This window comes from Pyxidicoccus sp. M15, from assembly GCF_056858435.1.
Genome location: NZ_CM166495.1, coordinates 12,751,936 through 12,773,439 on the forward strand (window position 1 = coordinate 12,751,936; position 21,504 = coordinate 12,773,439).

A 21,504-nucleotide genomic window follows, 5' to 3' on the forward strand; every position below is an offset into this window, starting at 1 on the left:
CCCGGAAGAAATTCACGCGTACGGATTGTAGAACTTCGCGAACGTCGCCCGGGCGAAGTCGCCGAAGGTCATCCCCGGCTTGAACGCCCCTACCCGCTGCTCCTTCGGGTCCGTGCCCTCCGGCGCCCGCAGGTGCGCGTCGTTGTCCGGCTGCATGAACACCGCGAACGTCGAGCGCGAGATGTTCCGGCTCGCCGGATGCGCCAGCGCCTGCACCGCGTGCGGCGTCGCCCGCAGCAGCCCGCCCGTCACAATCTGCGAGCTCTCGCCAATCTGGAACGCCAGGCTGTCCTTCGGGATGACCACCTTGCGCTCCTCGCCGCCGCGGGTGCGCACGTACAGCCCCGCCTCCGGGTCCGGCAGCGGGATGTCCGCCTTCGCCGGCTCGGGCGCTCCGGGCTCCGCCTCGAAGTACATCGCCGGGCACAGCGCCGTGAGCGAGCCGTGGTCGCTGTGCCAGCCGCACCACGAGTCGCGCGTGCGCGGCGTCGCGTCCTCGTTGATGGCGAAGTAGTAGAGCAGCCGCGCCTTGCACGCGCGCGACTCGCGAATCGTCTTCGCCAGCTGCGCGTCCGGAGACAACCTGTCCCCCAGCCGCGAGCGCACGTACCTGTCGCACTGCTCCGCGACGAGCACGCCCACGTCCACCATCCGCTGGCCCAGCGTCATGAACGCGGGGCGCAGCGCCGGGAAGTCCGCGTCCGGCCACACGTTCGGGTGGTAGTTCTCCGGGTACTTCTCCACCAGCGACGCGTCCGCCTGCGGCACGTCGTACTGGGGGTTGTTGTAGTACGAGCCCTTGAACTCATCGAACTGGCCGGGCTTGAGCAGCTCCTTCCCGTGGCTCCAGCCAAACGAGTAGCTGCTCCGCTGATGGACGTACTTGTCCTTCACCTCATTGGGGAGCGCCGCGAAGCGGAAGCCCAGCGGCAGCAGGCCGTTGCGCAGCTCCACCAGCCCCGGGATGCCCCGGACCACCAGCAGGCCGATGCCGTCCGGCCCATAGGCGCGCTCGATGGCGGCCGACATGTCCACGCCCGCCGCGAGCTTCGCGTAGTCGAGGAGGACCACTCCGTCTTTCGTCTCAGCCACTTCGCTGCTCATCCCGAAGGCCTCTGTCCCCTCACGGCGCCACACGCGCGGGCCGGGGGTGCCCAGGCACCCCGGCCTCTGGAGACGACGACAATACTGCCCGGTTTCGGAGTGTGCCCGCCACCTACGCGTGGCCCCCTCCCCTGCCCGCCCCCTCGCCGGGTGTGTCCCCGATTCCACCGGCCGGCGACAACCTCGCCCACTCCACGCCCATCCACATCCCCCTGAAGGTCAGCGCACCACCGGCATCACCGTCGCCCCGCGCGGCACGAGGAAGAGCAGCCGCCCCTTCTGCTTCATCATCCCCGCGGCCAGCTCGGCCTCGGGACCGGGGCCCCAGTAGACGTCCACGCGGCCCGCGCCACGGATGGCGCCGCCCGTGTCCTGGTTGAGCACGAAGCGCGTCAGCGGTCTCCACTCCACCGTCCCATCCGCCCGCTTCACCGGGTGCTCGGTCTGGATGAAGGCCAGCCCCCCCTTGGGGAACAGCCGCGCATCCGTGGCGATGGAGCGCCCCGGCGTCACCGGCCTCCCCAGTGAGCCCTCCGAGGACCCCTTCAGGTAGCGGAAGAACACATACGACTCGTTGAAGTCGAGCACCCGCTCGCGCTGCTCCGGGTTCGCCGCCAGCCACGAGCGCAGCGCCTGCATCGACATCTGCTCGCGGGGGATGGTGCCCTCCTGGATGAGCAGCGTGCCGATGCTCCGGTACGGCCGCCCGTTCGACGCCGCGTAGCCGATGCGTCGCTCGCTCCCGTCCGGCAGCCGCAGCCGGCCGCTGCCCTGTACCTCCAGGAAGAAGAGCGCCACCGGGTCCTTCGCCCACGCCAACTCCAGCCCTCGGCCGTCCAGCCCCCCGCTGCGAATCTCTCCGCGCGTCCAGTAGGGCACCACCTTCCGCCCGTCGAGCCGCCCGAAGACGCGCTCCGCCGCGAAGCGCTCCGCGAACGCCTCCAGCGGGACTTCAATCAAATCCGCGGGCACCCCGTAGATGGGCACCGAGTACTCGGCCGTCTGCGTGAGGCTCGCGTCGAGCGTCGGCTCGTAATAGCCGGTGAAGAGCACCTGGCCGTCCTCGCCTCCGGCCGCCTCCAGCGGCTCGAACTCCTCCAGCACCCGCGCCGACAGCTCCCCGGGGGACATGCCGTCGCGGATGCGCGAGTGCAGGCGCTCCAGCGCGGCCCGGAGCATGCCAGCGGAGACCCGGCGGTCCCCGTAGATGAAGCGCTCGACCTCAGGCCGCATCCGCAGCCACAGCACGCTCTGCGCGATGGCGGCCCGGAGCGCCGCGGGCTCGCCGTCGTCACGCAACTCCAGCGCGCGGGAGACGGGGACGAGCGCCTCCTCGGGCCGGGTAATCGGGGCGCGCGTGGGGCGCGGACAGGCCGTGACGAACAGGGCACAGGCCGCCAGCAGGAGGGCTCGGGCGAACGACGTGGACATGGAGCTCTCGTACCTACCTCACCTGCCCTACCGACTGCACAGCCTGCCTGCCCGGGAGCAGCCCTCTCGCCCCGCCCTGCCTCCGTGACCACCTTCCCCGGGTGGGACTCCCGCGCGGGAGAGCGGGCAGGCGCACCTGGACGGAGGACGGCTTCGATGAACATCCAGCAACTGACCCGGGGGCTCGGGTGGCTCAGCATCGGCGTGGGCCTGACGGAGCTGGTGGTGCCTCGTGTGCTCGCCCGCTTCCTGGGGGTGAGGGAGGCGCGCCCCGCGCTGCTGCGCATCTCCGGCTTGCGGGAAATCGCCGTGGGTGTCGGCATCCTGATGTCGCCGACCCGGGCCGCGCCGTGGGTCTGGGCGCGCGTGGCCGGAGATGTCCTGGACCTCGTGGGCCTGGGCAAGACCCTCCAGGACAGCCCGAAGAAGGGCAGTGTCGGCTTCGCCCTGAGCAACGTCCTCGCGGCCACCGCGGTGGATGCCTTCTGCGCGCGGCGGCTCAGCAGCAGCCACGCCTGAGCCTTCGCGCTTCACCGCGCGTACGAGGTCGGGGCCCGAGAAGATTTTGATCAGGACATCGGGGACGGGCGTCAGACACAGTCGCCTTCCCCGCTCCTGACGATGACGCGTTTCAGACCCTTCCTCCTCGCGCTCGCCCTCGGCATCTCCTCCGCTTCGGCGCTCGCAGTCCCACAGTCCGGCCCGGACGAGGCCCCCCTCGTCCCGCCCACCCTGCGCGAGGACGCTCCCGCCCGCGTGCCCGAGGGCTTCCCGCTCACCGCCCCCGTGGTGGTGCAACTGGAGCTCACGCTCGACGCGTCCGGCGTCGTCACGGACGCCACCGTCATCGGTGACGCGCCGCCCGAGCTGGCCACGGCCGCCCTGGAGGCCGCCCACCGCCTGCGCTTCCACCCCGCCACTTCCAACGGCACGCCCGTCTCGGTGCGCCTGCCCTACTCCTACCGCTTCGAGCCCCCGGCCCCGCGCGCCCTCATCACCGGCCGCGTGCGGCAGAAGGGCACGCGCAAGCCGATTGCAGGTGCCTCCGTCCAGGCAGGAGAGGCCACGGCGGAGACGGACACCCAGGGCCTCTTCCGCCTGGACATGCCCCCCGGCACCACGCGGCTCAAGGTCTCCGCGCCGGGCCACCAGCCGCTGTACGTCGACGAGACGCTGGAGGCACACCAGCACCTGGAGGTCCTCTACGGCCTGGAGCCGCTGGAGGTGAACCCCTATGAAACGGTGGTGCGCGCGGACAGGCCCCGCACCGAGGTCTCCCGCGTCACCCTCCACGACCAGGAGCTGCGCGAGGTGCCCGGCACCATGGGCGACCCGTTTCGCGTCATCATGCTGATGCCCGGCGTGACGACGCTGGCCTCGGGCCTCTCCTACCCCGTGGTGCGCGGCGTGCAGCCCGCCGCGAGCGCCTTCTTCGTGGACGGCGTGCGCGTGCCCTTCCTCTACCACCTGCTCGTGGGCAACGCCGTCGTCCATCCAGACTTCATCGACACGCTCGACTTCCAGGTGGGAGTGCCCTCGGCGCGGTATGGCAGCCTGCTCGGCGGCGCGGTGGATGCGCACGTCAGCCGCCCGCGCGAGGACGGCGTGCGCGGCAGCGCGTACCTGGACATCATCAACAGCGGCGCCTTCCTGGAGGTGCCCTTCCCCGAGACGGGCACCACCGTCACCGCCGCCGCGCGCATCAGCTACACCGGCCTCATCGTCACGCGCGTGGCCAACAGCATCACCGCCCCGGACACGTACGTCGCTCCGGACGGCACGCCGTACCAGGACCGGGGCGAGCCCAAACTCTACGCGGACTACTGGGACTACCAGGCCCGCGTGGAGCAGCGCGTGGGCGCCGAGGGACAGCTGCGGCTGCTCGTCATGGGCTCGTCGGACGCGGTGGGCATCACCGCGCGTCTGCCCGAGCATGAGAGCGGCGGCGTGGGGCTGCTCTTCCACCGCGTGGACCTGCGCGGCCGCCATCCGCTCGCGGGCGGCGAGGCGGAGGTGGGGCTGACGCTCGGGTATGACCGGCTGGGCCTCAACTTCGTCGAAAGCGGCGGCACTCCCGGCAGCTACGAGCTCACGCAGGGCAGCGTCACGCTGCGCACCGGCTTCACGCGCGAGCTGTCGCGCTCGCTCACCTTCGAGGCCTTCGGCCAGCTCGAGCGCCGGAGCGCGAGCCTGGTGGCCACGGGCCTCTTCCGTCCCGTGGGCCCCGTCGACGGCCGCGACGCGTACAGCCGGCCGGACATCCTCGCCACCTTCGCGGGCGTGGGCACGCAGCTCACGTGGCGCCCCACCGCGCGGTGGACGCTGGTGCCGGGGCTGCGCGTGGACAGCTACCACGGCTTCGGGCTCGACACGTCCGTCGCGCTGGAGCCCCGGCTCGCGGTGCGGCACGCGCTCACCGACGCGCTCACCCTCAAGGCCGGCGCGGGCCTCTACCACCAGCCCGCCACGGTGCTGCTGCCCGTCCCTGCGGGGGAGATGCTCGCGCTGGAGCGCGGCCTGCAGCGCGCGGTGCAGCTGTCCGCCGGCGCGGAGTGGCGGCCGTCGCAGGACTGGGAGCTGTCCGCCGAGGCCTACTTCAACCCGCTCGTGCGCACGCTGGAGTTCAACTTCGAGGACGTGGTGAGCAATGTGCGCCGCCGAGGCCTGGAGGCCGAGGACGTCCAGGGGCGCGGCCACACCTACGGCCTGGAGCTGATGGTGCGCCGGCCGCTCGGCCGCAAATGGTTCGGCTGGCTCACCTACGGCTTCAACCAGAGCCGGCGCTTCGAGCGCTACTCGCGGCTGGGGACGCAGGGCGAGGAGCTGGGGCTGGCGGAGGGCTACCTGCCCTACGTCTTCGAGCAGGCGCACTCGGTCAACGCCGCGCTCAGCTACCGCTTCGCCTTCGCCACGGTGGGCGCGGTGGCGCACTTCAACACCGGCCGTCCGGAGAGCGGCCAGTTCGGCTACCGCACCCGGCGCGAGGGCGTCGACGCGGGCGGCAACGCCGAGTGGATGCCCGTGGACCGCGGCTCGGTGGACCGGCTGCCGGGCTTCTTCCGGCTGGACGTGCGCGCCTCGCGAAGCTGGGTGTTCGACCGCTTCGTGCTGGAGGCGTACCTGGACGTCTTCAACATCACCGCCCGCAAGGAGGTCCTCACCTTCGAGTACGGCTACGGCCAGCCCACGGGGCTGAAGAAGACGTCGGTGGGCGTGCCCGTGATTCTGCCCACCCTCGGCGTGAAGGGGAGCTTCTGACCATGCGACTGTCTCGACTGCTTCCGCTCTGCCTCACGCTGGCCGGCTGCGCGCTGGAGCCCGATGACCCCGTCTACCTGTCCGGCACCGCGCTGGCGGCGGACGGCACGCCCTGGCAGGGCGCCCCGCTCACGCTGATGCGCCCGCGCAAGGTGGACATCCGCGTCAACGAGTACGGCGGCGAAGTCTATTCGACCCGCTACGAGCGCTTTGCCGACGTGACGCCCGACGCGCAGGGACTCTTCCTCCACCCGCTCACCGCGCGCGACGTGGGCGCGGACGGCCTGGAGCATCCCAACCCCTGGACGGACGTCACCGCCTTCCAGCTCCACCTTCCGCGCACGGACGGGGCGCGGGACCTCCTCTGGTTCCAGTTCAGCCGCGACGTGGACCTGCCGCCGCTGCGCCCCTGGGAGAGCCACGCGCGCACCGTGGACGAAGCGGGTGGTGTCCGCGTGGAGTGGGAGCCAGTGGTGCCCACGGCGGATATCCCGGAGCCGGAGTACTTCGTGCGGCTGCTCGGCGAGGACGGCACCGCCTGGCAGGTCCACGCGGACAGAGGTGAGCCGTGGTTGGCTCCGGAGATGGCGGAGGACTTCGACGCCCGGGTCCGCGTGCAGGCGGTGGCCAAGGGCTCGCGCGTCTGGTTCAAGAACTCGCTGTATTACAACGCCGTCTCCGAGTCGCCGCCGGTGTCCCTGCCCTTCGCGCCCGTGGTGCCCGCCAGCCGGGGCGCTGGCTGCGCGCTGAAGTCCGGCACCTTCTCACCGTGTCCCTTCACCGACGGCCGGCTGGAGCTGGTCCGGGTGGCCATTGGCCAGGACGTCCTGCCCCAAGAGCTCATCGTCCTGCTGAAGGAGCCCATCCAACCCCGGCGGGTCCTCATGCGGGGCATGGACGGCTTCGGCGGCGTGCTCCACGTGGAGGGCTCCGTGGACGGGAAGACGTGGCTGCCGCTGGGAGACAGCGCGCCCTTCCCGGACGGCATCGGCTCCATTCCCTACGAGGACGACCCGGCCACGCTGACCGTCGACGAGAAGTACGTGGACGTGGCACTCGCGCCGGATGCGCCCGTCGTGAGCCGCATCCGGCTGCGGATGACCGTCCAGTACACGGCCGGAGGGTCGGGCCCGGGACAGTTCTCGCGCCTGCGCGAGGTGTCCGTCTTCGGCGAGCCCTCCGGAGCGGAGGGCCTGGCGCCTCAGATGAAGTAGTCCGGGAGCAGCTCCGCCCCGGGCACCATCTGGTACTTGTCGAAGTCCGTCACGCCCACGCCGCGAAGCACTTCCTCGTCGATGCAGAAGTTGCCGGTGAACTCGCGGCTGGGCTTGGTGAGGATGGCGTAGGCGGCGTCGGCCATGATGTCCGGCGTGCGGCAGCCGCGGATGGTCTCATCTCCGCCGAGCAGGTTCTGCACCGCCGCGGTGGCGATGACGGTGCGCGGCCAGATGGCGTTGACGGCGATGCCGTCCGACTTCAGCTCCTCCGCCATGCCGAGCACGCACATGCTCATCCCGAACTTCGCCATGGTGTACGCGACGTGGGGCGCGAACCAGCGCGCCTCCATGTTGAGCGGCGGCGAGTTGTTGAGGATGTGCGGGTTGCTGGACTTCTTGAGGTACGGGATGCACGCCTGCGAGCACGCGAACGTGCCGCGTGTGTTGATGCCGTGCATGAGGTCATAGCGCTTCATCGGCGTGTCGAGCGTGCCGGTGAGGCTGATGGCGCTGGCGTTGTTCACCAGGATGTCGATGCCGCCGAACGTCTCCACCGCCTTCGCCACGGCGGCGGCAATCTGCTGCTCGTCGCGGATGTCCACCATGCAGGGCAGCGCCTTGCCACCGGCCTTCTCGATTTCCTCCGCGGCCGTGTAGATGGTGCCGGGCAGCTTGGGGTGCGGCTCCGTCGTCTTCGCGGCGATGACGATGTTCGCGCCGTCCCGCGCGGCCCGCAGCGCGATGGCCTTGCCGATACCGCGGCTGGCGCCGGTGATGAAGAGCGTCTTTCCCTTGAGGTCGGCCATGAGAGGGGTCTCCTGAGCGGTGGTGACACGGATGTACGCCAGGCAGACCCCTCCGCGCATCCCCTATCTAATAGAGGAACCTACGCAGGTTCGTCCCCTGCTCCACGAACACCTTCATGCACAGGAGCATCTGCGACCAGCCCATGCAGTTGCCGTAGGAGCTCTCCAGCCCCTTCGCCGTCTTCTGCCACCCCGACTCGCTGATGCGCACCAGCGTCGCGTTGCCGTCGAGCGGCTCGAACTCCATGCGGACCTTCGTGTTGTAGTCGCCGTCGCCGGCCTTCCACTCCAGCTCGATGAAGCGGTTCTTCTCCACCTTCTTCACGTACACGGGGAAGGCGCCGGGAAAGTCCGCGAAGTCCCAGGTGACGGTGGTGCCCTCGTCGAGCGGGGCGCTCGCTCCGTTGGTCGTGAAGTAGCCGCTCAGCTTCTTCGGGTTGTAGACCGCGTCGAAGACCTCCGCGACGGGCTTCGCAATCTTGGCGTGGACCTGGAACTTGAGCGCCAGCTCCCCCTCCGACGACGGCTTCTCGTTTCGCTCCTGCGCCATGGTGTGCCTCCGAAGTTCGTGCGTTCAAGGTCAATATGTTATAGATTTATAACATGTCAAGCAGTGACGCCCACGACGCGGTCTTCAAGGCCCTGGGAGACGCCCGGCGGCGGGCGATGCTCGACCTGCTGAAGACGCGGCCGATGACGACGGGCGAGCTGACCGAGCACTTCCCGGAGCTGGACCGCACCACGGTGATGCAACACCTGGGCGTGCTGGAGAAGGCGGGGCTGCTCATCGCGAAGAAGCAGGGCCGGCAGCGCTGGAACTACTTCAATCCGCTGCCCATCCAGGAGATTCACGACCGGTACATCAGCCGCTATGCCCAGGGCGCGGTGGACCTGCTCGCGCGCCTGAAGAAGGACCTGGAGGACCCGGACGAATAGCCGGGCTCACCTCCGCCTGGAGCGCTCCAGCTCGTCCACCAGCAGCTCCGACACCTTCCTCACGCGGGGAATGTCGAGCGCCGACTTCGCGCACACCAGGTGGACGTGGCTCGTCGCGTACGGCCCCAGGTCGAGGTCCAGCGGCACCAGTCCCCTGTCGCGGCTGAAGCGGTGCGAGAGCTTCCCCAGCACCATCGCCCCCACGCCCGCCTCCACCGCGGCCAGCATCACCAGGTAGTTGTCGGCGGTGAACACGGGCGCGAAGCCCGGGATGAGCTCCTCGAGCTGCGGGTTGGGCGTCACCGACTCGAATGGCGGCGACCACGCCACCCAGGGGAGCTGCTGGAGCGTGGGCTTCCTCGGCAGCTTCGCCCGGAGGGACCTGGAGACCATGACGGCGTTGTGAAGCTCCAGCGTATACACGAGCTTCAAGTCCGCGTTGGTCGGCGGTTTCGAGCGCAGGGCGAGGTCCGCCTCGCCTCGTGCCAGGTCGAGGTACTGGACCGTCGACAGCACCTCCAGCCGCAGGCCCGGGTGCTTCTGCGCGACGAAGGCCGCGAAGGGCGCCAGGAAGTCGAAGCTGGCGAAGGGGCTCGCCGTCACGCGCACCAAGCCCCTGGGCGAGTTGTCCGCCGACTCCGCGGCGCGGTGCAGCTCTCCGGCCCACTCCGCCATCTTCTTCGCGGGCAGCACCAGCCGCTCTCCCGCCGCCGTGAGCGCCGCGCCGTCCACGCTGCGGCGGAACAGCGCCGTCCCCAGCGCGTACTCCAGCGCCGCCAGCCGCCGACTCACCGTGGGCTGCCCCACGCGCAGCCGCCTCGCCGCCTCGCTCAGGCTGCCCGTCTCCGCGATGGCCAGGAACAGCCGCGCGTCATCCCAGGAGATATCCATGAATGCATGACCCCATGCCGTATTCGCCGTTTTCCATCCATTCTGGCATCGCTACCTTTCGCGTGTCTCGAAGTCACGGAGCCCGCTTCATGCGCCCCAGGTCCATCGCCCTCTCCATCGTCGCCGCCCTCGGCGGTCTCCTCGCCGTCGCCGGCACCGTCGGCTTCGCGGCCAGCTCGCATGAGGCGCGGAAGTCCTCGCTCGGCGCGGCCCGCTCGACGAAGGACCTGCTCGCGCTGCTGGACCAGCCCGGCCCGGTGGAGCTGGAGACGGTCAACTCCGCCGACTGGGCGGTGGAGCGCGGCGGCCTCATCAACCTGGGCCACCCCGTCGCGAAGTCCGAGGGCCTGACGGACGGCGACGAGCCCATCCAGGTCTACTTCCACGCGCTCCGCCACCCGACGCAGGGGCTCTTCATCGTGGACACCGGCGTGGAGAAGGCGCTGCGCGACGCGCCGGAGGAGTCCGCGCTGAGCGGGCTGGTCCGTGGCGCCATGCACCTGGAGAAGCTGAAGGTGCACGTGCCGCTGGGCGAGTGGCTGGCGAAGCAGGCGCAGCCCCTGAAGGGCGTGCTCCTCACGCACCTGCACCTGGACCACCTCACCGGCATGGCGGACGTGCCCGCGGGCACGCCCGTGTACACCGGCCCCGGCGAGGCGTCCGCCCGCCAGCTCCTCAACGTCGCCACGCAGGGCAGCATCGACCAATCGCTGGAGGGCAAGCCGGCGCTGTCCGAGTGGCCCTACGCCACCGAGCCCCGGGGCAATGCCCCTGACGGGGCCAGCAGCCTCTTCGACGGCGCGGTGGACATCTTCGGGGACGGCTCGGTGTGGGCGCTCTGGGTGCCCGGCCACACGCCCGGCAGCACCGCGTACCTGGTGCGCTCGACGAAGGGGCCGGTGCTGCTGGTGGGTGACGCCAGCCACACGCGCTGGGGCTGGGAGCACGACGTGGAGCCCGGCACCTTCACCGCCGACGCGCCGCGCGGCGTGGAGAGCTTCAAGAAGCTGCGCGCCTTCGCCCGGGCGCACCCCAACGTCGACGTGCGGCTGGGACACCAGCACTGAGTGCCCCGGGTGCTCCACGAGCCAGCTCTGTGCAGGCGGCTTCACAGCTCCGTGCAGCCCGTTGCACGGTGAGCGGCGCGAGAGGCAAGGGAGACATGGCGTTCGGCTTGCAGCCCACCGGGCATGTACCTCGACCAGGAAACCCGGCGGCGCGGCGTCTCACGCACGTGGGGACGACGTGCGGTCCTGCTTCTGCTGCTCTTCACCCTGCCCGCCTCGGCCCAGCCCGAGCCACCGCCCGTCCTGGGGCCGGACCTGGCGCCCATTCCCCCTCCGCTGGTGACGACAGGCACCTCCACGCCCGTTGACGGCGAGCCGTCCGCGCCCTCTCCCGCGCGGAGCCCCACCGTGGCCCGCGTGGGAGCGGAGCTGGGAGGCAGCCTGGTCGGCGCCGTGGCACTGGGGGTCGCGGGCGCCTTTGGCGCGGGCGTGCTGAGTCTGGCGGTGTGCGAGTCGGACAGCAGCACCGTCCTGGGCCTCCTGGGTGTGTCGACGGACTGCCTCGCCTCCAGTGCCCTGGTGGGAGGCGCGACAGGACTTGCCGTGGGCATACCGCTGGGCGTGTGGTGGGGCGGACGCAAGGCAGGAGGCAATGGGCGGCGCCTGGGCGCCTTTGGCGGACTCGGCGTGTCGCTGGCCTCCGCCGGAGCCGTGCGCCTGCTGGGTGGGTCGAAGAACGTGAGCGCCGTGCTGCTCGCCAGCGCTCCGGTGCTCAGCATCGTGGGCTATGAGTTGACGGACTCCGCGCCCCCAGCCCCGGGGTCGCCCGGAGTGACGCCAACGCTTTCCGTGGGCTCCGGTGGAGCAAGCTTCGGGCTGCAAGGGCGGTTCTGAGGCGCACCGGACGATGGTCGACGCGTCGAGGCTCACCGCGCCCGTGCGCCGCGCACCAGGGACGTCGGTGTCACCCCGAGGACGCGCCGCATGCACCGGGCCATGTGGCTCTGGTGTGAGAAGCCCGCTTCGAGCGCCACCTGACTCGCGGGCAGGTCGCCGCGCAGGAGCAGCGTCCTGGCGCGCTCCACGCGGCGCTGCACGACGTACTCGTGCACGGGCAGCCCCGTGGAGCCCTTGAACAGGGCGCGGAAGTGCGACTCGCTCACGCTGGCGAGGCCTGCCAGCCGGGTCAGGGAGAGATTCCGGTCGAGGTGCTCCTCGATGTACTCCGTCACGCGCTTCAATTGCGGCCCGGACAGGCCGCGCACGCTCGCGAGGGGCGCCGGGTAGCGGCCCAGCAGGTGGAAGGCGAGGGCCAGGCCCAGGCTCTCCGTGTAGAGCAGCCCGGCCGGGTGGCCCTCCTCGCGCTCGGCTTCGAGCGCCCAGGCGATGTGCTCGATGCGCGCGTCCCGGAAGTGGTAGCGCGGCTCCACCCCGGCGTGGTCGGGATTCAGTCCCATGTCGTCGGCGGCGCGGCGCAGGAGCGCGGGAGCGAGCCGCACGACGAGGGACGTGTTCGCCGTCTCCTCCTCCCAGATGTCCGACTGGCCGGCCGGGAAGATGTCGATGTCGCCGCGCGTGTAGACGAACCGCTGCGTGCGGCACGCCCCCCGGACGGGTGCGCCCGCGTGAATCTTGAGTCGGTGGTCCGGCAGGGCCTCGAAGGAGACCGTCCCGGGCGGCGTGGTGCGCAGGTCCACGCGCAGCCCGAGCCGCGCGCGGGGTTCATCCCCCGGTGACGATGGAAGGAGATTCATGACGTGGACTCCTAACCGGGAATATCCCCCAACGCCCGGGTGACGTCGACGCACCTGTCCCCCAAGTGAGCGCAGCAGAACGTGCTCGGGGGTCATCGGTTCGTGCGCGAACGCCCGGGACGCCGGAGGCACTGTGCGCGGGCTCGAACGCACCCGGTGACCACCGGCTCACACGAGGAATCACCATGAACACGACCCCGAAGAAGGCCCCGGTGACAGTCATCGGCCTGGGCCTGATGGGCGCGGCGCTGGCACGCACGTTCCTGAAGGCCGGCCATCCCACGACTGTCTGGAACCGCTCTGCAAAGAAGGCCGAGGACCTCGTCGCGAGCGGCGCGACTCGCGCGGCCACCGTCACCGAGGCCATCCGCGCGAGCCCGCTGGTGGTGGTCTGCGTGCTGGACCACGACGCGGTCCGCGAGGTCCTCCGGGACGTCGGCGATGCCTTCACGGGCCGGGGGTTCGTGAACCTCACCTCGGAGACTCCGGCGCAGGCCCGTGAGACGGCGGCCTGGGCCGCGGCGCGCGGCATCGACTACCTCGACGGGGCCATCATGGACATCCCGCAGGGCGTGGGCCGGCCGGAGGCCCTGCTGCTCTACAGCGGCTCGCGGGCGGCCTTCACGGACTGGCAGCCGGCGCTGTCGTGCCTTGGCAGCGGCACGTATCTCGGTGCCGATGCCGGGCTCGCGGCGCTGTATGACCTGGCCCTGCTGGGCATCATGTGGTCGACGCTGAGCGGCTTCTTCCATGCCGCGGCCCTGGTCGGCACCGAGCAGGTCGCCGCCACGGCCTTCCTGCCGATGGCGACTGGATGGCTCTCCGCCGTGGCGGGCTTCCTGCCTCACATGGCGGAGCAGGTCGACAGCGGCGACTACGAGACCGACGTCTCCACCCTCGGCATCAGCGCGGTGGGGCTCGGGCACCTCGTGCATGCCAGCGAGGAGCAGGGACTCACGGCCGATGTGCCGGGCCCCATCAAGGCGCTGTTCGACCGCGCCGTCGCAAGGGGGCATGGCGGCCACTCCCTCGCGAGCCTCATCGAAGTCATCAAACGGCCGAAGTCGGAGTGACGGCTTCGCAGGCAACCCACGCGGAACGACACACAGGAAGACACCATGGACAGGTATGCAGGCAGGAAGGCCGTCGTCACGGGCGGAACGATTGGGATGGGGCTTGCGACGGTGAAGGCGCTCCTCGCGGGAGGCGCCGAGGTGCTGCTCACGGGGCGGAACGAGAAGAACCTCGAAGCGGCACGTCGCGAGCTGGGCCCCCGGGCGCACGTGGTGCGCTCGGACACGTCGAGCCTCGCGGACATCGAGGCGCTGGCCCGCGTCGTCGAGGAGAAGCTCGGCCGCGTGGATTTCGTGTTCATCAACGCCGGCGTCGCGCAGCTCACGCCGCTGGGGCACGTGTCCGAGGAGGAGTACGACCAGACCTTCGACGTCAACACGAAGGGGGCGTACTTCACGGTGCAGCGGCTGGCGCCCCTGGTGCGTGAAGGGGGCTCGTTCGTGTTCACCACCTCGGTGGCGAACGTGATGGGCAGTCCCGGCATGAGCGTCTACGCGGGCTCGAAGGCCGCGCTCCGCTCGTTCGCCCAGGGGTTCGCCGCCGAGCTGCTGCCGCGAGGCATCCGCGTGAATGCGGTGAGCCCCGGCTTCATCAAGACGCCGACCCTGGGTGTCGCCAAGGCCTCGAAGGAAGAGCTGGCCGCCTTCGAGCAGGAGGGGAACACCATCACCCCCATGGGGCGCATCGGCACGGCGGAGGAGGTCGCCCGCGCGGCGCTGTTCCTCGCCTTCGAGGCGACCTTCACCACCGGCGCCGAGCTGCCCGTGGATGGAGGGCTCACGCAGGTGGTGGCGCCGCACCGGTAGGGTGTCCTCGACACCGCGCGTGGCCTCTGGTACGCGCGGCGGCGGTGCGTCCCGCGAGCCCCCTGCACGCCGTTGCCGTCACCGCCGCGACGCCGCGTCCGCCGCCCTGGTGGCCGCTGCTGCTCGTCGCGGCGGTGGCGTGGCTCGTGCGCATCGCGGGCTTCTTCCACCGGGGCGGCGCCTTCGGCTACCCCGTGGACTACGACGAGGGCGTCTACTTCAGCGCCGCCGCGCTCCTGTCCCACGGCGTATTGCCATACCGCGACTACTTCTTCGTCCACCCGCCCGGCATCGCCGTGCTGCTGGCCCCCGTGGCCGCGCTCGCGCACGGCTTCGACGCGGCCGTGGCCTTCACCGTGGTGCGCTGGCTCATCCCCTTGCTGGGCGCGCTGAGCGCCTTGCTGAGCGGCCGCATCGTCCAGGAGCGCTGGGGCACACGGGCGGGCGTGGTGGCCGCGCTCGTGTACGCCCTCTATCCGGAGGCGGCGGCCGTCGAGCGGGGCCCCTTCCTGGAGCCGCTGCTCAACCTCACCTGCCTGACAGCGGCCTGGGTGTGGCTGCGTCCCGGGGAGGAGCGGCGGCGGGACGTGTGGGCCGGCGCGCTGCTCGCCACCGCGTGCGCCATCAAGCTCACCGCCGGCGCGTGGGTGCTGGCGGCCGTCCTCGCTCGCGGCGCGGCCGGAGAGGGCCGGCGCGTGGTGCGCGTCGTGGGCGTGGCCGCGGGGGTGGGCCTCCTGTGGCTGGGCCCCTTCTTCGCGCTCGCTCCGGACGCGATGTTCGAAGGACTGCTGCGCTTCCAGTTGCTGCGCCCGCCCGACGGCGAGCTGGACGTGTGGCGCCGGCTGCTCGCGGCGGTGGGCGAGCACCATGTCGGCATCTCCCTGCCAGGCGTGCTGGGACTCGCCGTCGCACTGACACGCATGCGTCGGCGCGAGGCCGTGGCCGAGCGGCTCTTCGCCGTGGCCTGGCTGCTCACGCTCGCGACCTTCCTGTCCTCGAAGAGCTACTGGGGCCAGTACAACGCCCAGCTCGCGGCGTCCCAGGCAGTGCTCGCCGGGCTGGGGGCCTCGTGGGTGCTGGGCGTGGCGGAGCGACGCTTGCGCAAGGTCTTCGCGCTCGTGGCCCTCGCCGTGGGCGTCGCGGCGCTGTCACCGCTGCCCGCCGTCATCGAGTCGGCGCGCCAGAAGGACCGGGGACTGCTCGCGCTCGGGAGCACGCTGCGCGCCTCCGTCCCTCCGGACGCGGCGCTCTGCACCTTCGAGCCCGCCTGGGCCATCGCCGCGGGCCGGCTGCCCGGCGTGCCTCGCGGCGCGCCCGCCCTCGTGGATTCCTACGGCCTCATGCTGCACGACGCGCTCGGCGGCCCCGAGCGCTTCACTCATGCAAGTGCCGCCTTCGAGGACGAGCGCTCGCAGCGCACGCTGCTGCCCCTGCTCGCGCGCTGCGAGGTCCTCGTCCTGCACGGACGGGGTGAATGGCAGCTCTCCGCGCCCAGCGAGCGCTGGGTGGCGGAGCACTTCACCCGCGACGGGCCGTTGTGGAGACGCCGGAGCCCGTAGCTACCGCGGCCGAAGAATGGCGTCTTGCGGCCAGTACCCCGCCACGACCCAGGGGAAGGAGCTCTCATCCAGCCGGAAGTCGAACACCTCCGTGCCCACCACGAGTTGCTCCGGCTCCCAGCCCGCGGGGCGGTGCTTGCGGTAGGAGGTGACCGCGAGCGCATCCCCCTCCCTGCGCTGCCATACCACCCAGGGCTCGTTCGTGGCGTCCAGGAGGACCCGGAGATTGTCCAGGAAGAAGTACTCCGTTGCGCCCTGCAGTTCCTCCGGACGCGTCCAGCTTCCGGGAATCTCCACCGAAGGACTTTCCTTCCAGTACGCGGTGAACACATACCCGTCATCGGACAAGTACGCGCGCTCCGTCCAGGCGACGAAGGGGCTGTCCTGGTAGCCGCGCAGTGCGATGGCGACATGCCCCGTCCCCCATCCTCCCGGCACGCCCCGGAGCGGCGAGCCCAGCTGCCTCCAGCCCCCATTCCGGAACTCCATCACGATGACCTCGGAGGAAGCTCCCACCTCCGCGGACTGCTCCGACCAGGCCACCACCACGCGGGCCCTGTCCACGGCGATGGCCGGGTGCTCCGCCCGGGTCCCGAGCGTGGGATAGGCACTGAGCGAGCCTCCGAGCAGCCGCCAGTCGTCGTCGGCCCACCGGACGACGCGCAGGTCGATGCCGCCGTCCTGTCCCTCCTGGTAGACCAGGACCGGGTCCCCCTGCTCATCCAGCGCCATCTTGTATTCGACGTAGAGGTCCCCGGTGGCGAGCGGCGCGCCCAGGGCCTTCCACGACGTGCCGTCGAACCGGGACACGTGAATCAGGTCCTGGAGCGGAGAGCGCTCGACCCACGCGAGCACCAGGCTTTCACCGTGGACCTCGAGCTGCGGGCTCACCGGGGCGTTCGCGCGCGCCCCCGGTGCACGAGGTGAAGGCAGGCGCTCCCACGTGTCGCCGTTCATGACCTGGACGACGAGCACATCCTTGTCCGCCATGTCACCGGAGCCATGCTCGACCAGGGCGACGACGGGCCGCGACGGGACGCCCTGCAGGGCGAGACAGAGCCACCCCCGGGGACTGTCCGTCAGCCGGGGTGCCGCCTGGACGAAGGGCCAGTACTCGAGCCGCCTCCCAACCTCCACGCCGAGCTCCTGCGTGAAGGGATTCCCGGCGAGGTCGGTCATGTTCTGCTGCACCAGCTCTGCGTGCAGCGTGCCGGGCACACGGAGCGGCACCGTCGGCGTGAGCTGGAGGACACGCCCGTCCCCCCGGAGCACCGCCGTGTGCGCCACCGAGAAGCCATTGCCATCCCGGAGCACCGTGGGTGCGGACTGGAGAGACTCGGGCAGCAGCGGCTCGGAGAAGACAATCTCCAGCGGCGCGGCGACGCTCGGGTAGTACGACGCCGGGCCCCAGGACTCGACGAAGGGCCCCTGCCGGTCCACCACCATCGAGACGCCCTGGCTCTCGACGCGCAGGTCCTTCGACACAGCGCGCGCGATGAAGGAGAAGCGGCCCTGCGCATGGGTGGCGCAGTCGATGGTGTAGCGGTACGGGCTGTCGAGCGGCGTGGCGGCCCCGCCGTTCTCGACGACCTCCACGCGCTCCGGCGTGCCGCCCTCGACGGAGACGGCGAGCGTCCACGTGCCCTCGCGGCACAGCTCCGGCCCCTCCGGAGTCACGGTGACGCGGAGCTCGGGCGGAGGCGGCGGCTCCTCTCCCACGGGCGGCCGCGGGTCCGGCTCCGACTTCAAGGAGTCACAGGCACCGAGCCCCAGGGCCGTGCAGAACAGCAGCGACTTCCAGGAGCGGGGGGGACGGGGTTGCACGTGGGGACCTCGCGAAGCGGATGCGACGTGAGCTGTCCCTTGGACACTCGAGGCCGGAGTGTTGGGACTTCAGCGCAGCCAACCGATGCCGACGCTTCCACCCAGGGACACCGCGGCTGGAGCGCCGGACTCGGTCCGCACGAACGTGTGCCCCGCGCTGCCGAGCAGGGACACCGCGAACGGCCCGCCCACGTGCAGCCACACGCCGCCCGCTGCCCCGACGTAGGGCTGCAGCGTGAGCCCCGTATCGCCGTTGCTGTACTGCCGCTGGCTGGACAGGGTGGCGCCGGCCTCCACGCCGAGCTGGAGGTGCAGCCCGTGCCAGCCGCGCACGAGGTGGCCCACGCCCAGCCGCAGCGCATGGTCGTTCTGCGCGAGGTCACCGGAGGGGTGCCGTCCATGGCGCACGTCCAGCACGGCCGTCGCCAGGTTCACCGCGGACGTCGTCCACGCGCGCTGCACGGCGAGCGTGCCGCCCACCATCGTCCCGAAGGACTCCACGAGCGGCCCACCCACGCTGGGGCCGAGGTGGACCATCCACGTCGGAGCCTGCGAGCCCTTGAGCGCGTTCGCCTCCAGCCGCTGGGGACGGAGCTGGGCGCGCGTCACCTCCGCGCGTCCGGAGTCGGGCACCTGCACGCGCGCCACCAGCGCGGTGTGCTCGCCGCGCGTGGTGACGAGGTAGCTGCCCGCGGGCAGCGCCAGTGTCGCCGTGCCCGCGCCCTTGTGCACGTGTCCGAGGAAGGGCGCCCCTTCGAGCGTGGACACCGTCCAGTCGCCGGGCTCGTCGATGGCGAGCGTCAACAGCGACGTCGCGCGAGCGGGCGCGGAGAGGACGAGGTCCCCCTTCCCCTGGAGGTCGAAGTGGAAGCTGGGGTGCTGCGTGCCCGCGCGGGACAGGAGCGAGGACTCCACCGTGCGCGCATACGAATACGTATAAGCCTCCGCGAGCGTGACGCGGCCGTCTCCGGACACGTCCGCCGCCCCGCGCAGCGCGGCGACCAGGTGGTGCGTGAAGATGGAGCCCGCGAGCGCGTCGGACTCCTGCGCGGACTCGTCCGCGGCGGACGCGGTGATGATGACGCGCCCGGCGAGCTCCGGCCGCTCCAGGTTCACCAGCACGCCGGGAAGGGGCTTGAGTCCCTTGAGGCGCGCGGCCTCGCCGGACTGGCAGGAGTCCACCACCAGCAGGGCGACACTCACCGGGGCGTTCTCGATGAAGCGCACCACCTCGCCCAGGGGCAGTCGCGTGCCGCCCAGGTGCAGCTCGCCCGCATCCGCGTGGCTGGAGACATAGACGAAGAGCTGGTCGCCGGGACGGGCCTGCGCCTGGAGGTGGCGCTCGAAGCGGGCGAGCGCGTCGCGCACAGCGTCCGCGTCGGTGCCGAGCACCAGCAGGGAATCCTCGCGCCGCAGCCCGCCCACCTCTTCGAGCACGCCCAGCACCGAGCGGGCATCGCGCTCCGCGTACCGCAGCGGAGCGTCCGCGCCGGTGCCCCGGTTGTTGCCCACCGCGAGGGCGAAGCGGCGCGGCGCCCCCTCCAGCTCCGGAGTCTCGGCCGGGGCCACGGACTGTGCCGCCACCACGGCCGCGAGCAACAGCGCGAGCGTCATTGGAGGGCCTCGACCTGGAGCGACACCGTCGCGTGCGCGGCCCCGGAGGGCAGGCCGGCGGGCTCCTGGCATGCGGCCGCGTCAGAGACGCCGGAGCACTCCGAGCCGTGCGTGGCCAGCCAGGCGCGAGCCTCGTCGAGGCTCAGCGGCGTCTCCGAATAGATGGCATGCACCGCGAAGTCTCCCCGGGTGACCTGGAATAGGGGCGCGGGCTGCTCGGCATCCAGCTCGCCGCTGCGCGCGGCCCCGGAGGGCCACAGTGCCTCCACCTGCCCTCCGACGTCCACGGAGACAACCAGCGCGTACCTGCGACCTCCGCTCCTCAACCGCAGCGCCACCTCGTCTCCCTCGCGGAGGGTGGGGTTCACCTGGCCATCCACCAGCCGCAGCAACTCCACTCCGGGTGGGCCCTTCACACGGATGCCCGGCGTCACGGGCAGCGTCCCCGGGCCGGGCGTGCCTTGCGACAGCGGGCCACGGAGGAGCACCACCATCGCCACGGTGGCGAGCGCGGGGACGAGCAACCAGCCGGCGAACCGTGAGACCGCGGGCCGTGAGGGGCGCCGCGCCGCCTCCGAGAGGACGCGGGCACGAACGCGAGAGAAGTCCGGCCGGGCCCGGACTCCGTCCGCGTGGGCGCGCAGCTGGGTGACACGCGTGTTGCAGGTGTCACAGGACTCCAGGTGAGGCGGCTTCGGGCCGCCGGCCATCACCTCGTCCAGGACGAGGTCTGACAGGTGTTCACTCATCCGGCACCTCCTCGCGCTCCCCCGGGCTCGCCCAGGGAGCGGGCCAGGACGCTGATGCGCTGCACCTCGCGCACGATGGTCTTCCTGGAGAGGCCCAGCACCTGGGCAATCTCCTCCTGGGACAACCCGTCCAGGTAGTACAGCGTCGCCACGGTGAGGCCGCGCTCGTCCAATTCGCGCGCCAGCTTCACCAGGAAGTCCCTGCACTCGGTGGAGGCGAGCGCGTCCACGGCGCCCTCCGGCCCGTCCGCCTCGGGGGCCACGTCGCGCAGGGCTCGGGAGCGGAGCATGTTGAGGCAGACGTTGGTGGTGACCCGGTAGATGAACGTCATCGGCCGGGCCTCGCGCCGGAACTCGGCCGCGGACTGGAGGAGGCGGATGCAGGCTTCCTGCACCGCGTCCCAGGCATCCGCCTCGCGCTGGAGCAAGGCGAAGGCCCTCCGGTACATGCCTGGGGCATACCGGTCGTACAGGTCCTGGAGCTCCGCCGTGCTCAACCCTTGGGACATCTTCACCGGATTGGACACGCGGGCGGCGGAAGTTGGGACATCGGAGGGTGAAAGGACTCCGGGTGCGTGGGGCTCGCACCCGGACTGGAGCGACGCGGCTCCGCCTCAGCGGAGCATGGCATCGGCGTGGAGCGCTACTCCACGCCCGCGGGCAGGAGCCCCCGCTGGCGCAGGCGCATCAGGGCCGAGGACACGATGACCTCCGTGCTACCGAGCTGCTTCGCCAGGGACTCACGGAGCGCGGAGCTGCCGCGCGCGTCCAGGGCGAGGGCCTCGATGGCGCCGTGCACGCGGCGGTCGAAGGCGAACTCGACGGAGGTGCGCTGGACGAGCGTCTCCACGATGGCCAGCGCGGCGTTCGGGCCGCGCGCGGACTGGTAGGTGCCGCCGGTGGAGATGGACAGGCGGCGGAAGGCACGCTCCAGCGCGGCGTCGTAGTGCGGATGCACCGAGGGCACCATGGCGAGCGCGTGCAGGAAGATGCCCTGGGCCTCCAGGTGGTTGGTGAGGCCGTCGAGGTCCCAGCCGCTGGGGTCCTTCTCGCGGAAGCGGTCCGGGGCGTGGCCGCCATCGCCGCCACAGGCATGCGGGGGCGCATCACCCACGAGCACGACCACCTTGAAGGCGCCCTCGCGCCAGGGAAGCTTCGCCGCCGCGTCGAGGCCCGCGAAGACGGCCTCGGCCGCGTCGACGTTCGACTCGTGGCTGAAGACCCGGGCCGCATCGAGCGCCTTGGCGAGCGCGGAGATGTCCCGGGTGAAGGGGTGGACCTCGAGCACCGCCGGGAAGCCGTGGTCGCGGTAGCCGGAGAGCGCCACGCACAGGTCCAGGTCCGGAATGGCCTTCAACGCATCGAGGATGCGGCGCACGTGCGCGCGCGCCTGCGCGATGAAGGAAGTCATGCTGCTGGTCAGGTCCACGCAGAAGACCAGGTCCAGCCGCGAAAGCTTGTCCAAGAGACACCC

The 21,504-nt window shown here is 71.3% G+C and carries 20 protein-coding genes; 9 read left to right on the forward strand and 11 right to left on the reverse strand.

The window, feature by feature from the left end; translation table 11 throughout:
- Window positions 1-12: 12 nt before the first annotated feature.
- Both ACX9TP_RS47635 and mltA read right to left on the reverse strand, forming a co-directional pair.
- Window positions 13-1,092 (reverse strand): isopenicillin N synthase family oxygenase, encoded by a 1,080-nt coding sequence (locus ACX9TP_RS47635; protein ID WP_482977388.1) that lies wholly within the window; start codon window positions 1,090-1,092, stop codon window positions 13-15.
- Between the two features lie 231 nt (window positions 1,093-1,323).
- On the reverse strand, window positions 1,324-2,535 hold the full coding sequence (gene mltA, locus ACX9TP_RS47640) for a murein transglycosylase A (protein WP_482977389.1): 1,212 nt from the start codon (window positions 2,533-2,535) through the stop codon (window positions 1,324-1,326).
- Window positions 2,536-2,691: 156 nt separating this feature from the next.
- Here mltA and ACX9TP_RS47645 point away from each other — a divergent pair, with 156 nt between their 5' ends.
- The 3 genes from ACX9TP_RS47645 (at window position 2,692) to ACX9TP_RS47655 (ending at window position 7,007) form a co-directional block, all read left to right on the forward strand.
- On the forward strand, window positions 2,692-3,054 hold the full coding sequence (locus tag ACX9TP_RS47645) for a hypothetical protein (RefSeq protein WP_482977390.1): 363 nt from the start codon (window positions 2,692-2,694) through the stop codon (window positions 3,052-3,054).
- A 102-nt stretch (window positions 3,055-3,156) separates the two neighbouring features.
- Window positions 3,157-5,793: a TonB-dependent receptor gene (locus tag ACX9TP_RS47650; protein WP_482977391.1), complete on the forward strand. Its 2,637-nt coding sequence runs from the start codon at window positions 3,157-3,159 to the stop codon at window positions 5,791-5,793.
- 2 nt (window positions 5,794-5,795) lie between these two features.
- Entirely contained in the window at window positions 5,796-7,007 is a 1,212-nt protein-coding gene (locus ACX9TP_RS47655; RefSeq protein ID WP_482977392.1) for a hypothetical protein, read from the forward strand.
- Here ACX9TP_RS47655 and ACX9TP_RS47660 read toward each other — a convergent pair.
- Window positions 6,995-7,816: an SDR family oxidoreductase gene (locus ACX9TP_RS47660; RefSeq protein ID WP_482977393.1), complete on the reverse strand. Its 822-nt coding sequence runs from the start codon at window positions 7,814-7,816 to the stop codon at window positions 6,995-6,997. The genes ACX9TP_RS47655 and ACX9TP_RS47660 overlap by 13 nt on opposite strands.
- Window positions 7,817-7,883: 67 nt before the next feature.
- Complete coding sequence (locus ACX9TP_RS47665; protein ID WP_482977394.1) at window positions 7,884-8,366, reverse strand: SRPBCC domain-containing protein; 483 nt, start codon at window positions 8,364-8,366, stop codon at window positions 7,884-7,886.
- A 53-nt stretch (window positions 8,367-8,419) separates the two neighbouring features.
- Between ACX9TP_RS47665 and ACX9TP_RS47670 the strand changes: the two genes are divergently transcribed.
- Entirely contained in the window at window positions 8,420-8,752 is a 333-nt protein-coding gene (locus ACX9TP_RS47670) for an ArsR/SmtB family transcription factor (protein WP_482977395.1), read from the forward strand.
- Between the two features lie 6 nt (window positions 8,753-8,758).
- Here ACX9TP_RS47670 and ACX9TP_RS47675 read toward each other — a convergent pair whose 3' ends face one another.
- On the reverse strand, window positions 8,759-9,643 hold the full coding sequence (locus ACX9TP_RS47675) for a LysR family transcriptional regulator (protein ID WP_482977396.1): 885 nt from the start codon (window positions 9,641-9,643) through the stop codon (window positions 8,759-8,761).
- 89 nt (window positions 9,644-9,732) lie between these two features.
- Here ACX9TP_RS47675 and ACX9TP_RS47680 point away from each other — a divergent pair, with 89 nt between their 5' ends.
- Window positions 9,733-10,710, forward strand: a complete 978-nt coding sequence (locus ACX9TP_RS47680; protein WP_482977397.1) for an MBL fold metallo-hydrolase — start codon at window positions 9,733-9,735, stop codon at window positions 10,708-10,710.
- Between the two features lie 123 nt (window positions 10,711-10,833).
- Complete coding sequence (locus ACX9TP_RS47685) at window positions 10,834-11,544, forward strand: hypothetical protein (protein ID WP_482977398.1); 711 nt, start codon at window positions 10,834-10,836, stop codon at window positions 11,542-11,544.
- A 32-nt stretch (window positions 11,545-11,576) separates the two neighbouring features.
- Here the strand turns inward: ACX9TP_RS47685 and ACX9TP_RS47690 are convergent, their stop codons facing one another.
- Window positions 11,577-12,404, reverse strand: a complete 828-nt coding sequence (locus ACX9TP_RS47690) for an AraC family transcriptional regulator (RefSeq protein WP_482977399.1) — start codon at window positions 12,402-12,404, stop codon at window positions 11,577-11,579.
- A gap of 185 nt (window positions 12,405-12,589) precedes the next feature.
- Between ACX9TP_RS47690 and ACX9TP_RS47695 the strand changes: the two genes are divergently transcribed.
- The 3 genes from ACX9TP_RS47695 to ACX9TP_RS47705 are packed head-to-tail and all read left to right on the forward strand — an operon-like array spanning window position 12,590 to window position 15,843.
- The gene (locus ACX9TP_RS47695; RefSeq protein WP_482977400.1) at window positions 12,590-13,477 is read left to right on the forward strand and encodes an NAD(P)-dependent oxidoreductase; all 888 of its coding nucleotides are present in this window, start codon (window positions 12,590-12,592) and stop codon (window positions 13,475-13,477) included.
- A gap of 45 nt (window positions 13,478-13,522) precedes the next feature.
- Window positions 13,523-14,284, forward strand: coding sequence for an SDR family oxidoreductase (locus tag ACX9TP_RS47700; protein WP_482977401.1), 762 nt, complete (start codon window positions 13,523-13,525; stop codon window positions 14,282-14,284).
- 44 nt (window positions 14,285-14,328) lie between these two features.
- Complete coding sequence (locus tag ACX9TP_RS47705) at window positions 14,329-15,843, forward strand: hypothetical protein (RefSeq protein WP_482977402.1); 1,515 nt, start codon at window positions 14,329-14,331, stop codon at window positions 15,841-15,843.
- Here the strand turns inward: ACX9TP_RS47705 and ACX9TP_RS47710 are convergent, their stop codons facing one another.
- The 5 genes from ACX9TP_RS47710 to ACX9TP_RS47730 all read right to left on the reverse strand — a co-directional run bounded on the left by ACX9TP_RS47710 (window position 15,844) and on the right by ACX9TP_RS47730 (window position 21,495).
- Window positions 15,844-17,667 (reverse strand): Ig-like domain-containing domain, encoded by a 1,824-nt coding sequence (locus tag ACX9TP_RS47710; RefSeq protein ID WP_482977403.1) that lies wholly within the window; start codon window positions 17,665-17,667, stop codon window positions 15,844-15,846.
- Between the two features lie 69 nt (window positions 17,668-17,736).
- A complete protein-coding gene (locus ACX9TP_RS47715) occupies window positions 17,737-19,281 on the reverse strand; it encodes a caspase family protein (RefSeq protein ID WP_482977404.1) in 1,545 nt (514 codons plus the stop codon).
- Window positions 19,278-20,030 (reverse strand): hypothetical protein, encoded by a 753-nt coding sequence (locus tag ACX9TP_RS47720; RefSeq protein ID WP_482977405.1) that lies wholly within the window; start codon window positions 20,028-20,030, stop codon window positions 19,278-19,280. Before ACX9TP_RS47720 ends, ACX9TP_RS47715 begins: the two co-directional genes overlap by 4 nt.
- Window positions 20,027-20,527 (reverse strand): sigma-70 family RNA polymerase sigma factor, encoded by a 501-nt coding sequence (locus ACX9TP_RS47725; protein WP_482977406.1) that lies wholly within the window; start codon window positions 20,525-20,527, stop codon window positions 20,027-20,029. The genes ACX9TP_RS47720 and ACX9TP_RS47725 overlap by 4 nt, the downstream gene beginning before the upstream one ends.
- Window positions 20,528-20,673: 146 nt before the next feature.
- Window positions 20,674-21,495: a vWA domain-containing protein gene (locus ACX9TP_RS47730; RefSeq protein ID WP_482977407.1), complete on the reverse strand. Its 822-nt coding sequence runs from the start codon at window positions 21,493-21,495 to the stop codon at window positions 20,674-20,676.
- Window positions 21,496-21,504: the final 9 nt, after the last annotated feature.